Genomic DNA, 12,834 nt, shown 5'->3' on the forward strand with positions numbered 1-12,834 from the left:
CAGCTGATGTCAGTCATGATCCGGCCCAGCGACGTTAAAATTCGGGAAGGGGCCACGCCCGGAACGCCTTATGCAGCCTTCACCGTCGGCCAGAAGCTGAAGCCCGTGCGCTTTATGATCACGCCGGAGATCGTCGACGAGTACGCGCGGGCCGTCGAAGCCGATCTCAGCCTCTACAGGCTCGACGGGCGGCCGGTCGCTCCGCCGAACGTGCTGTTCGTGTACATGACCGGCGTCGTCTATCGGACCTATCCGCCGATCCAGGGCATCGTGATGATCGAGGCGGATTTCCGCTGGCGCCATCCGATTTACGCCGACGAGTCCACGGAAATCGTCGCCAGCGGTGAGATCGTCGACAAGTTCGAGAAACGGGGACGCCGCTATATCCGCTGGCGCGGCGATTTCCATCGCGCCGACGGCGTTCTGTTGTCATCCCTCATCAATACTTTCCATGTGCCGGAGTAAGCCCATGCAACAGACCTTTGATATGACGCAGGAAAAGATCGACCGTTACGGCGACATCAACGGCGATTACGATATCATTCATTACGACCACGATTATGCCGTGCAGCGCGGCTTTCGCGGAACGCTGGCGCATGGCCCCCATTTGTCGGCTTTCACCTGCGATCTGGCGCTGAAGAAGTACGGGGCCGATTGGTTTAGGCACGGTCGCTTGCGCACGAAGTGGATCGCTCCCGTTTGTCCTGGCGACGATCTGGTCGTGGAGCTCGCCGGGGATGGAACGATCACCGAGACGGTGAACGGGGCTCCTGTCGTGGTCGGTTCTGCGACCATCGAAAAGGACTGACCGGCCATGAAGGATGGAAGCGCCCCGCGGAGGACCGAGCAGGATCAACTCTTCTTCGAGGATCTCGAAGTCGGGATGAGAGTGTCCGGTCGCGAGCGCCAGCTGATGCAGGGCGACTTCCAGGCTTTTTCTGCCCTGACGGGCGACGCCCATCCGATCCATTACGATGAGGCCTATGCATCGCAGACGTCCTTCGGCCGTTGCGTTGCCCACGGCTTGTTGCTGACAGGGCTTGCGGCTCTCGGGGCGAGCCCAATCTCAGGGCGTCTGCATGCCTCGATGGTGGCGTTCGTCTGGCAGGAGATGCGGTTTCTCAAGCCCGTTTTCATCGGCGACAGGGTGACCCCTGAGCATGAAGTTCACTCGCTCCATGAAATGCACGGCAAACCTCATGGAAGAGTCCGCTTCATCGTGCGCCTGCATGAACAGGCAAGAGGCATCGTCGCGGAAGGCCATCACGACTACCTCCTTCGAACGCGTGTTGGAGCAGGCGCATGAAGACAGACAAGATTTTCGAGCCGGTCGGAATCCTGAGTGACCGGTTGACCTTCTCGCCGGCGGTGCGCGTGGGGAACATGGTGTGGCTGTCAGGGATGACGGCCACGGACGAGAACCGGCAGATCGTCGGCATCGGTGATATCGCCGCTCAGACGCGGTACATCTTCAAGAAGATGGAGACGATCCTGCAAAGCCTGGGCGCAGGTCTCAATAACATCGTTGAAACCGTCGATTACGTGACCACCTTCGAGGGCTATGAGCGCACTGCTGCTGTGCGCCGCGAGGTCTTCGGCGGGGCGCCCTATCCGGCAGCGACTGGCGTGCTCGTTTCCGGTCTCGTCCGACCTGAAGCCTTGATCGAGATCCGTGCGACTGCGGTGCTCGCGTCCGGTCATGCGGAAATCATCGCGGAGGCGGGCCGATGAACGCACCCATCGCAAATCCGAACAGATGGTGGCAGGCCGTGCTCGCTCCCCGGTGCGTCGCCGTGATCGGCGCATCCGACAGCCCGGACAAGGTCGGCGGGCGTCCCCTGCGCTACATGCAGCGCTTCGGCTTCAACGGCCGCATTTTCCCGATCAACCCGACACGCGCGGAAGTGCAGGGAATCAAGGCGTTTCCGAGCCTGCGGGATACCCCCGAGCGGCCTGAACTCGCCATCGTCGCCGTCCCCGCCGCCAATGCGCTCTCGGCCGTTCAGGATTGTGCCGAACGGGGCGTCGAGGTCGTGGTGGTTCTCACCTCTGGCTTTGGCGAGGTCGGAACGGATGGGCGTGCGGTTCAGGACGATATCGTCGCGACCGCGCGCGGAGCGGGGATGCGGATCATCGGGCCGAACACCCAGGGCGTCGCCAATTTCGGCAACGGAACCATTGCGAGCTTTGCGACGCTTTTCAGCGAGATCGAACCGGGTGACGGACCGGTCGGCATTGTCAGTCAGAGCGGCGCCATGAGTGTGGTGCCCTACGCGCATCTGCGCCGGGCCGGCATCGGGGTGCGCTATGCCCATGCCACAGGCAACGAAGCGGATGTGACGGTCGCGGACCTGGCGGCGAGCGTCCTGGACGATCCCGATATCAGGCTCCTCATGCTCTATATGGAGAATATCGAGAACCCTGCCGCTCTTGCCGCCGTCGCGGCGCGCGCTCATGCTCGGGATGTCCCCGTGCTGGCTCTCAAATCGGGCCGCTCCAAGCGAGGGGCCGCCGCCGCCAGCTCGCATACCGGCGCTCTCGTCAGCGAGGATCGGGTCGTGGATGCCTTCCTGCGGCAGAACGGGATCCTGCGCGTCGACGACATGCATGGTCTTGTGAATGCCGCAGGGTTGTTCCTCTCCGGACAGCGCTCCCGGGGGCGTCGTCTGGCCGTGGTCAGCAATTCCGGCGCAAGCTGCGTGATGGCAGCGGATCTGGCGGAAACGCATGGTTTGGACATGCCGGATGTGGAGGATGCGACCCGCGAGGCGCTCGCGGCGGTTCTGCCGTCTTTCGCGACGCCGAACAATCCGCTCGATCTCACGGGCGCTCTGCTGTCGCAGAGCGGACTCTTCGGAGAGGCGCTCGACGCTCTGGCTGGAAGCGACATGGCCGATCAGTTGCTGATCTCGCTGCCCAATGCAGGGGCTGGCTATGACGTTCAGGGATTCATAGAGGCCGCCCGCAGCTACGGGCGCCGCACGGGGGCTGCAGTTGCCGTGACGACCCCCAATCCGTCGACAGCCGATGCTTTCAGAAAGGGCGGAATCGCCGCCTTCGATCATGACAGCCATGCCATCGCCGCTTTGGCTCAGCTGGCGCGCTGGAACGAACTTGAGATCGAATCCGCATCTCCGGTCCAGATCGAGAATATCAAGATGCCCCCGCTGCCGGCTGAAGCGGGGGGTGGGCAAGCATATGCCAGCGAGTGGACGTCGCTTTCCTTCTTGCAGGCCTGTGGCATGCCGGTTCCCCGCATGAGGCTGTGCCGCACCCCGGACGAAGCCCGGCAAGCCTTTGACGGTCTCACGGCGCCCTTGGTGGCCAAAGGCTGCTCCCCCGACGTTCCTCATAAGTCGGAATATGGATTGGTCCGCCTCGGCATTGCGAGTTCCGACGATGCCGAGCAGGCGGTGCGGGTCATGCTGCAGCGTATGGAAGATCTCGGCGTTCGCTCCGAAGGGGTGATCCTCGCGGAGATGCATAAGGCGGACGTCGAGCTGCTCCTCGGAGGGCGATACGACGAGAAGTTCGGACCTGTGATCACGATCGGTGCCGGCGGAAAATACGTCGAGGCGCTCGACGATGTCGCGGTTCTCGTTGCTCCTTTCTCACGGGCAGCTGCGAGGGATGCGCTCAATTCCCTGCGCATTGCGCCTCTCTTCGGTGCGCTGCGCGGGGATCCGCCCATCGATGTGGAAAGCATCGTCGACATGATGATGCGACTTGCCGCGATCATGCTGAAGGCCGGTCCTGCTGTCGCGTCGGTCGACCTCAATCCGGTTCTTGCCCCGCGCGGCGGCGCTGCTGTCGTGGCCGACGCCCTGATCGAATATGCGAAGGAACGATAAGAATGGATCGGGTCACAACGGATGAGGTCGTCAGCGTCGCCGAGGGGTTGCTCGATCTTTTCGTCGCGCGCGGCGTCGAGTATATCTTCGGCAATGCCGGTACGGATTTTCCCCCGCTGATCGAGGCGATTGCCCGTGCACGGCATCTCGGCCGCCCGGTGCCGCAGCCTGTGGTCGTGCCGCATGAAAATGTCGCCATGGCGATGGCGCATGGCAATTACATGGTGACCGGACGTCTCCAGGCCGTCATGGTGCACGTGGGCCTCGGAACGGCGAATGCGCTCAACGGGATCTACAACGCCGCACGCCTGAATATCCCGATTCTGCTCGCGGCCGGGCGGACGCCGGTGACTGAAAGCGGCGTGTTCGGAGGACGCAACAACTACATCAACTGGGCGCAGGAGATGTTCGACCAGGCGGGCATGCTGCGTGAGCTGGTGAAATGGGAGTACGAGCTGCGCCATCCCGCCCAACTCGAGATGGTGGTCGACCGCGCAATGGCCGTAGCCCAAAGTTCTCCGCCGGGACCGGTTTACCTTACGTTGCCGCGCGAGGTCCTTGCCGCCGGGCGCGCCAAGGCGCAGACGCCGGATTCTCCGGTGATGACGCCCGTGACCAAGCCGGAGCCCTGCGCAAAGGCCGTCGAGCGGCTGGCTGAGCTGATTGCGACGGCGAAGAGGCCGGTCATCGTCACGTCCGCAGCCGGGCATTCCGAGGATGTCTGGCCGGCTTTGGCGCAACTTGCCGAGCGCTTCGCCATTCCCGTGGTCCAGTACCGACCGCGCTATATGGCGCTGCCGACGGACCATCCGATGCATTGCGGCTACAATCCGACGCCTTTCGTGAAGCAGGCCGATCTCGTCATCGTGCTCGAAAGCGATGTGCCTTGGATTCCGGACGAAGTGGGGCCGATCACGGCGACTGTGGTCCAGGTCGGTCTCGATCCGCTGTTCCAGCGCTACCCCATGCGGAGTTTCGCGGCGGATATCGCCATCATGTCCGACACGGCGACATTGCTCGAGCGCCTCATAGACGTTCTGCCGCACGAGGGAGATACGAGGCTCGTCGAGGCCCGTCGTCTGGAGATAGCCCATCAGCGCCGTTCTTCCGGAGTGGCCAGCCAGTTTCCGGAGGGACGAGCCCCCGCGCAGATGACACCGCGTTGGGTCACGGCCTGCATCAATGCCGCCAAGGATGACGAGACGATCCTGATCAATGAATATCCCTTCGTCCTGGAGGAGTTGACCATCGATCGGCCGGGGACTTTCTTCGCCCACAGCCCCGCCGGCGGCCTCGGCTGGGCCATGGGCGCCGCGCTCGGCGCCAAGTTGGGACGCCCCTCGGCGACGGTGATCGCGGGCATCGGCGACGGTACGTATATGTTCGGCAATCCGACGCCGACGCATATGGTCTCACGGGCTCTTGGACTTCCCGTTCTCTTCGTCATCTTCAACAATCGCCGCTGGGGCGCCGTGCATCGGGCGACCCTTTCCATGTACCCTCAAGGCTATGCCGCTCAGGAGGCGGAGCCGCCCTTCGCCACTCTGGAGCCGTCGCCCGATTTCGAGCAGATCGTGACGGCAAGCGGCGGTTACGGCGAGCGGGTGGACGATCCTGCCGAACTTCCGGCCGCCCTTCAGCGCGCGCTGCGCGCGGTGCGGGAAGAGGGACGACAGGCGGTTCTCAATGTGATCTGCGAGGCTGTCTATGCACGCACCAGCTGAATCGACGCGCAAAACCTTCGATGCGGACGGCATCGCGCTGCCGACCGGCTCCTTCGTGAACGGGCAGCGGCGTGATGGCGATGGAGAAGCTCTCCTTGTCCATCGTCCTTCCGACGGCCGTCTGATCGCCAGCATGCCCGGTGCGCGCCAGGCCCTGATCGACGAGGCTGTAGCAGCGGCTGCGCTGGCTTTCAGAACGAGCGGCTGGCGCGAGGCGTCGCCGCGTCACCGTGGCGCGGTCATGCGCCGTTGGGCCGATCTGGTCGAGGCTCATGGAGAAGAGCTGGCGCGGCTCGAAGCCGTCACCACGACGCGGGTGATCGCCGAAACGCGGGTCCGTGACGTCCCCGTCACGGCCGAGCTCCTGCGCTTCTATGGCGAATGCGCGGACAAATTCGATGGGGCCCTCTACCCGACGGCATCCTCCGTATGGAGCATCGGTGTTCCCGAGCCCTACGGCGTCGTAGGGGCGATCTCGCCCTGGAACGTGCCCATGGTTCTTTCCACCGCGAAATTCGCCCCTGCCATCGCAGCCGGCAACGCGGTCGTTCTGAAACCGTCGGAGCTTACGCCCTTCACGGCGGTGCGGCTTGCGGAACTCGCAATCGAAGCGGGATTGCCTCCCGGACTCTTCAATGTCGTGGTCGGGACCGGGCCGGAGGCCGGCGAGCCGCTCGTACGGCACCCGGAGGTCGCCTGCGTGTCCTTCACCGGCTCGACCGTTACCGGACGCCGGATCATGGCCGCTGCGGCTGAAGCGGGTCCGAAACCGGTGACGCTGGAGCTCGGAGGAAAAAGTCCTCAGATCGTCTTTGCCGACGTGCCCGACCGGGAGCGGCTTGCCGACATGGTAGCGGCCGGGACATCCCGTAACGGCGGTCAGCTCTGCTATTGCGGCAGCCGGCTGATCGTCCATGAATCCTTGGCGAACCAGCTGCTGGAGGATGTTGCCGCACGCCTGAAGCAGGCGAAAGCCGGAGCCACCTGGGACGAGCGGACCACGCTGGCTCCCATCGTCTCCTCCCGCCAGTTGGACCGGGTCGACGACATCGTGAGGCGCGGTGCCGCGGCCGGGGCCGAGATCAGGCTCGGCGGCACCCGCATCGAAACCCATGGCGGGGCGTTCTATGCGCCGACGATCGCCCTGGCCGGTCAGGACAATCCCTTGCAGCAGGAAGAGGTCTTCGGCCCCGTCCTGTCCGTGCAGACCTTCCGCGAGCCGGAAGAAGCCTTCAGCCTCGCGGCTCACGATACCTATGGGCTGGCGGCCGGCATCCACACACAGAACATCACCAGGGCTCTGGATGCGGCACGGCGCATCGAGGCTGGCATGGTCTGGATCAACACCTATGGACGCTCGACCGACATCGGAACGCCATTCGGCGGCTTCAAACGCTCGGGCTTCGGCAAGGATTTCGGGGCTGCGGCGTACCTCAAATACACACGGTTGAAGAATGTGTGGATTGATATGACCATATAGCGGCCAACAATGGGCGGAGTGCGACCATGCTACAACGAGCAAATCTCTGGGCCGGCGGCGTTCTGATCTTCATAGGCGCAGCGGGCATCCTGATCGGAAGAACCCTTCCGCAAGGAACGCTCACCCGCATGGGGGCGGGCTTCATGCCCTTCTGGCTTGCGGTCATCGTCCTGATCTTCGGGTGCATCGTCCTTCTGGAAGCGGTCTGGAACGACGAGCGGGTTTCTATCCCTCTGCACGATCTCCGGCCTGCCTTCTTCGTGACCCTGGCCATCGTCGCGTTCGCCATCCTGATCGAGACGGCAGGCTTCCTGATCAGCGCCTTTCTCGTGTCGATGACGGCGACATTGGCGAGTCCCGGGCTCACGTGGCGGCGCAATCTCGTCCAGTCAGTCCTCATTGCCCTGGGCAGCGCTGTCCTGTTCCTGGGCGTGCTGCAGATCAACCTTCCCCTGTTCCCGCGCTGAGAGGTCCGCATGTCTTTCTTCGATGGCCTTCTCGTCGCGATGGAACCGGGAAACCTCCTGGCCTGTTTCGTCGGCGCGCTCGTCGGGACTTTCGTCGGCGTTCTGCCAGGCCTCGGCCCGGTCGCAACCATCGCCATGCTCCTCCCGATCACCTATCACCTGAGCCCCGCTGCGGCGATCGTGATGCTGTCCGGCATCTATTACGGGGCGCAGTACGGAGGCTCCATCACCGCCATTCTCGTCAACATCCCCGGCGAGACATCGACGGTCGTGACCTGTCTCGACGGCTATCGCATGGCCCAGAAGGGAAAGGCGGGAATAGCCTTGTCGATTGCGGCCATCGGTTCGTTCGTCGCGGGTCTTTTCGCAACCGGCGTCATTGCCTTCGTCTCGGTGCCGCTGGCGGATTTCGCGCAGCAGTTCGGGCCTGCCGAATATTTCGCCTTGATGTCTCTGGGACTGGTCGGGGCCGTGGTGCTCGCCCGGGGCTCGATCATCAAGGCGCTGGCCATGATCGCCGTCGGCCTGCTTCTTGGGCTGGTCGGGACCGACGTCAATTCCGGGCTTCAGCGCCTCACGTTCAATCTCCCGCAACTGGCGGACGGACTGAGCTTTGCGGCCATTGCCATGGGTGTCTTCGGGATCGGCGAAATCTTCTCGACCCTGGGCCAGAAGAGAAGCGGTGCGCAGGTGGTGGCTCCCATCGAGCGCTTGTGGCCCAACAGGGAAGACCTCGCCGCGTCGGCAGCCCCCATCGCGCGCGGCTCGATCGTCGGATCTCTGCTGGGCGTTCTGCCCGGAGGTGGAGCGATCCTCAGCTCGTTCGCCTCATACGCTCTCGAGAAGAAGCTCTCGCGCCATCCGGAGAGGTTCGGCCAGGGCGCGATCGAAGGCGTGGCGGGACCGGAATCCGCCAATAATGCAGGGGCGCAGACCTCCTTCATCCCGATGCTCACTCTTGGCATTCCTTCCAATCCCGTGATGGCGCTGATCGCAGGCGGCCTGATGCTTCACGGCATTACGCCTGGGCCGCAGATCCTTGCCGAACAGTCGCTTCTGTTCTGGACCGTGATCGCGAGCATGCTGATCGGCAACCTGCTTCTCGTCATCATCAATATTCCCTTCGTCGGATTGTGGACCAAGCTGTTCAAGCTGCCCTACGAGATCCTGTTTCCCTGCATCGTCGTGATCTGCTGCGTTGGAACCTACAGCGTCAACAAGATGCCCTTCGATGTTCTCGTTCTTGGTCTGTTCGGTGTGATCGGCTATGGCCTGGTCAAACTGAATTTCGAGGTCGGCCCGATGCTGCTGGGTCTGGTTCTCGGCCCGATGCTCGAGGAGAATTTCCGTCGGGCCATGCTTCTGGCTCGCGGCGATCCGATTAACATCATCACACGCCCGATCTCGGCGATTCTGCTTGCCACCGCTTTGATCTTGCTCTGCGTGATCTTACTGCCCAATTTAAGGCGCACCCGCGAAACGGTGTTTCAAGAAGAGGCGTAAGAGTAATCCCATGGGACGTAGAGCACACAGCAAGGGCATCGAGCAGGAGACCGCCGGAGGTGTCGGCCTGGAGGCACAGCCTGACTTCGTTGCAGGCTTTGCCCGCGGCCTCAAGGTGATCCGCGCTTTCGGTGAGAACTCGCATATGCTGACCCTGTCCCAGGTCGCCGAACGCTCGGGGCTGACGGCGGCCGGCGCCCGGCGGCTTCTGCTGACCCTCGTGACTCTTGGCTATGCCGGAACAAAGGACCGGTTCTACTTTCTCACGCCCCGGATCCTGTCTCTGGGCTATTCCTACCTCACCTCGCTTCCGCTCTATCACTTCGCCCAACCCATCCTGGAGGAGCTGGTGGAGAAGACGGGAGAGACCTGTGCGGTCGGTGTCCTCGACGATGTCGACGTGGTCTATGTCCTGCGCATTCCCGTCCGGCGCATCGCGTCGGGCGATTTCGGCATCGGCACGAGGCGACCGGCCCATGCGACCTCTATGGGGCGCATTCTTCTGGGACACCTGAACGAGCGCGAGCTTGCCGATTATTTCGAGCGCGCGGATCTGCGAGCCTATACGGGGACGACCGTCACCGATCCGAAGTTGCTGCGCCAACGGATCAAGGAGGATCGGGAGCAGGGCTATTCCTGGATTACGGGAGAAATGGCCGAACATGTGAGCGGCTTGTCGGTGCCCATCATCGGCGAGGATAGCCGCGTCAACTCCGCCATCAACATCAGCTTCAATCGTCCGAAGATATCCAGCAACGAGGTTCTGCGCGAGTACCTTCCGCCCCTTCGGGATGCCGCCGATCAAATCCACCGATCTCTTATGCTGCGCGACCGCAGCATGGCCGACCGTCCAACGCGTCTTAAAGGTTAGAAAGCCATGAGAACAGATTTTGCGACTCTCTATCTGGAGAAGCGGGACGGGGCAGGCTGGATCACGTTCAATCGACCCAAGCGGCTGAATGCACTCGATTTCGCCAGCAAATGGGACCTTCAGGCGGCTCTTGCACTCTGCGTCAACGACGATGCGATCAAGGTCATCGCCTTTCGCGGTGAGGGGCGGGCCTTCTGCGCGGGGATCGATCTGACGGATCTGTCCGCAGGCTTGATCGACGAGCGCAATTTCCGCCTGTGGGAGGAATGCCTTCGGATGATCGAAACGTCCGACAAGATCGCGATTGCCTGCATGCATGGCCACGCGCTCGGCAGCGGCGTTCAGCTCGCCCTTTCCTGCGACCTTCGGGTCGCCACGCGCGGTGCCAAGATCGGCGTGCCAGCCGGCAAGGAGGGGCTCGTTCCCGGACTTTCCGTCATGCGCCTCGCCCGTTTCGTCGGTCTCGGACGCGCTAAGGAAATCGTCATGTGGGGCGAGTTCATGGACGGCGAGGAGGCAGCACGCATCGGCCTCGTCAACAGGGTGGTTGACGATGAGACGAAGGACGAGGATTTCGAGAAGGTCGTGGCGCGCACGGTCGCTGTCGCGACGGATGGGGTGCGGCTCACCAAGCGGGCGATGAACGAAATCGCCTACGGGGATTTCGCGGAAGCCTATGACATCTATCTGCAATGCCAGCGCCTGGGTCTGCAATCCGGCGACTTCGCCAAGGCCATGGCCGCTTGGCGCGACCGCGCGGCTGCCCCAAGGAGCGAGAACGCCGCATGAGCGTCCCGGCATCTCAAGGGAGTGACTGGAAAACGGCCCTGCATGCCCCGCGCGCTGTCGCCGTGATCGGGGCCTCCTCGAACCCGCAGAAGATCGGCGGGCGGACTTTGGCCAATCTCCGCGAAGGAGGATTCGAGGGGCAGGTCTATCCCGTCAATCCCGCAGGGGGCGAGATGGCAGGGTGGCAGGCTTACCCGAGCCTCACGGATGTGCCTGTGCCGCCGGACATGGCGATCATCGCAGTGCCTGGAGCCGAGGCCGTCGAGGCCGCGATCCGCGATTGTGCCGCAGCGTCCGTGAAGACCTGCGTCGTGTTCTCTGCCGGGTTCCGGGAAAGCGGTGAGCAAGGCCATGCGCATGAAGCACGCCTCGTCCGGGAGGCGCGATCCCTCGGCTTGAGGATCCTGGGGCCGAACTCCCAGGGCAGCCTTTGCGCACGCTCAGGATTGGTCGCGAGCTTCGCGACGACCTTTCAGGAATACGCCATCGAGGACGGTCCGGTCGCGATCATCAGCCAGAGCGGCGCCATGAGCTCGGTCATCTATGGACTCCTGCGGGAAAAGGGAATCGGCGTCCGCTACGTTCACGCAACGGGAAACGAGTCCGATATCTCGTCCGCCGATCTTTTGGATGTCGTCGCGGATGATCCGGATATTTCTGCCGTCCTGCTTTACCTTGAAAGCATTTCCGATCCGGAAAAGCTGGCCGCTGCGGCTCGCAAGGCCCGCGCCGCCGGCCAGCTGATCCTGTGCGTCAAGGCGGGCGCGAGCGCATCGGGCCAGAAGGCCGCTCAATCCCATACGGGCGCGCTCGCGTCCGATGACAAGGTCGTGGACGCGTTTCTTTCGCGTGTCGGCATCTGCCGTGTCGACAATCTGCGTGGCCTTGTCGATATCGTTCCACTGGCTCTGCAGCGGAGAGAGGCTGGGGTGGGCGGCCTCGTCCTCGTCAGCAATTCAGGGGCCGCCTGTGTTCTCGGGGCCGACCTGTGCGAACGCCTGAATGTTCCTCTGGCTCGGCTGTCGGAAGCCACGAAACAGACTCTCGATCGCATTGTCCCGCCGAACGGTAACACGGACAATCCCATCGACGTGACGCCCGCTCTTCTGACGGATCCGACCATGCTGGAGCGCATTCTCGGCTCTGTCGCTGCGGATCCTGCAGTCGACTCGATCCTGTTGAACCTTCCCGGCTCCGTGCGCGGGTACGACTTCCCCCGTTTTTCCCGCGACATCGAGCGCTTCAGGGCGCAATCGGGAGCTTTGACTCTGGTCGTCACTCCCACCAGTGGAGCGCGGGTCGAGATGGCCTCCTCCGGTGCAGCCGTGTTCGAGCATGACAGCGATGCGCTCCAGGCATTGTCGGTGCTCCGTCGCGCCCAGCGGCTGCCCTCGTCGCCGGCCCAACAGGTGGAGTTGGAAGCGCCGAAGCTGTCCGGATCCGGTTTCCTCGACGAGGCTGAAAGCCTGAAAATTCTCGAACGGATCGGCATTCCAACGGTCGCTCATCGCCTGTGCAGCTCTGTGGAAGAGGCTCGCTCGGCATGGGAGATATGGGGCGGGGCCGTGGTTGTGAAGGGGTGTTCCTCCCGCTTCCCGCACAAGTCCGAATACGGTCTCGTCGAGCTCGGGTGCCGCGACGCAGGCGCAGTCTCCGCGGCCTTCGAGCGGATCACGGCGCAGATGAAAGCCCATGGCGAGCATGATCCCCGGGCGATCGTGGCAACCTTCAGCAGGATGCGCGCCGAGGCTTTCGTCGGAGCGCGCTGGGACGATGCCTTCGGGGCCGTCGTGGTTGTCGGTGAGGGCGGGAAATATACGGAAGCGCGCCAGGATGTGGTGACGCTCTCCTGGCCCTTCGGGCAGGATGAAGTCCTTAATGCACTCAAAGGATTGCGTGTCGCCAGCATTTGGGCCGGTGTCAGAGGCGAGCCTGCCCTGGATCTTGCGCCTCTAGCGGAGATTGCGGTTCGCATCGGCTCCCTTGTGGATCGCATGCAGGGCGCAATCGTGAGCATCGATGCGAATCCGGTGGGCTTGGGTGCGCCTGGAGAAGCCTGCATCGTTCTGGATGCCCTCGTGGAAGTCGCAGGATGATGAGCGCAGAGCGAAACGCCGGCTTCGGAACGCATAGGACGGGATCGCAAACA

Annotated in this window: 12 protein-coding genes; all 12 read left to right on the top strand. The window is 63.2% G+C overall.

Annotation, left to right across the window (positions count from 1 at the left end; translation table 11 throughout):
- Window positions 1-6: 6 nt before the first annotated feature.
- From L879_RS0113115 to L879_RS0113170, 12 genes are read left to right on the top strand one after another with little or no spacing between them, the layout of a single operon-like run.
- Window positions 7-465 (top strand): MaoC family dehydratase, encoded by a 459-nt coding sequence (locus tag L879_RS0113115; protein WP_210163823.1) that lies wholly within the window; start codon window positions 7-9, stop codon window positions 463-465.
- 4 nt (window positions 466-469) lie between these two features.
- Window positions 470-808 carry a MaoC family dehydratase gene (locus L879_RS0113120; RefSeq protein WP_027316508.1) on the top strand — a complete coding sequence of 113 codons (339 nt, stop codon included), beginning with the start codon at window positions 470-472 and terminating at the stop codon, window positions 806-808.
- Window positions 809-814: 6 nt separating this feature from the next.
- A complete protein-coding gene (locus L879_RS0113125) occupies window positions 815-1,306 on the top strand; it encodes a MaoC family dehydratase (protein ID WP_027316509.1) in 492 nt (163 codons plus the stop codon).
- Window positions 1,303-1,731, top strand: a complete 429-nt coding sequence (locus L879_RS21620; RefSeq protein ID WP_051435294.1) for a Rid family hydrolase — start codon at window positions 1,303-1,305, stop codon at window positions 1,729-1,731. Before L879_RS0113125 ends, L879_RS21620 begins: the two co-directional genes overlap by 4 nt.
- Entirely contained in the window at window positions 1,728-3,851 is a 2,124-nt protein-coding gene (locus tag L879_RS0113135; RefSeq protein WP_027316510.1) for an acetate--CoA ligase family protein, read from the top strand. Before L879_RS21620 ends, L879_RS0113135 begins: the two co-directional genes overlap by 4 nt.
- Window positions 3,852-3,853: 2 nt before the next feature.
- Entirely contained in the window at window positions 3,854-5,575 is a 1,722-nt protein-coding gene (locus L879_RS21625; RefSeq protein ID WP_035459531.1) for a thiamine pyrophosphate-requiring protein, read from the top strand.
- A complete protein-coding gene (locus L879_RS0113145) occupies window positions 5,559-7,055 on the top strand; it encodes an aldehyde dehydrogenase family protein (RefSeq protein ID WP_027316511.1) in 1,497 nt (498 codons plus the stop codon). The genes L879_RS21625 and L879_RS0113145 overlap by 17 nt, the downstream gene beginning before the upstream one ends.
- A gap of 26 nt (window positions 7,056-7,081) precedes the next feature.
- Window positions 7,082-7,522: a tripartite tricarboxylate transporter TctB family protein gene (locus L879_RS0113150; RefSeq protein ID WP_027316512.1), complete on the top strand. Its 441-nt coding sequence runs from the start codon at window positions 7,082-7,084 to the stop codon at window positions 7,520-7,522.
- Between the two features lie 9 nt (window positions 7,523-7,531).
- Window positions 7,532-9,025 carry a tripartite tricarboxylate transporter permease gene (locus L879_RS0113155; protein ID WP_027316513.1) on the top strand — a complete coding sequence of 498 codons (1,494 nt, stop codon included), beginning with the start codon at window positions 7,532-7,534 and terminating at the stop codon, window positions 9,023-9,025.
- Window positions 9,026-9,035: 10 nt separating this feature from the next.
- The gene (locus tag L879_RS21630; protein ID WP_051435295.1) at window positions 9,036-9,896 is read left to right on the top strand and encodes an IclR family transcriptional regulator domain-containing protein; all 861 of its coding nucleotides are present in this window, start codon (window positions 9,036-9,038) and stop codon (window positions 9,894-9,896) included.
- Window positions 9,897-9,902: 6 nt separating this feature from the next.
- Window positions 9,903-10,685 (top strand): enoyl-CoA hydratase/isomerase family protein, encoded by a 783-nt coding sequence (locus tag L879_RS21635; RefSeq protein ID WP_051435296.1) that lies wholly within the window; start codon window positions 9,903-9,905, stop codon window positions 10,683-10,685.
- Complete coding sequence (locus L879_RS0113170; RefSeq protein ID WP_051435297.1) at window positions 10,682-12,781, top strand: acetate--CoA ligase family protein; 2,100 nt, start codon at window positions 10,682-10,684, stop codon at window positions 12,779-12,781. Before L879_RS21635 ends, L879_RS0113170 begins: the two co-directional genes overlap by 4 nt.
- The last annotated feature ends 53 nt before the right edge of the window (window positions 12,782-12,834 follow it).

It is taken from the genome of Microvirga flocculans ATCC BAA-817 (assembly GCF_000518665.1).
GTDB classification, from domain to species: domain Bacteria; phylum Pseudomonadota; class Alphaproteobacteria; order Rhizobiales; family Beijerinckiaceae; genus Microvirga; species Microvirga flocculans.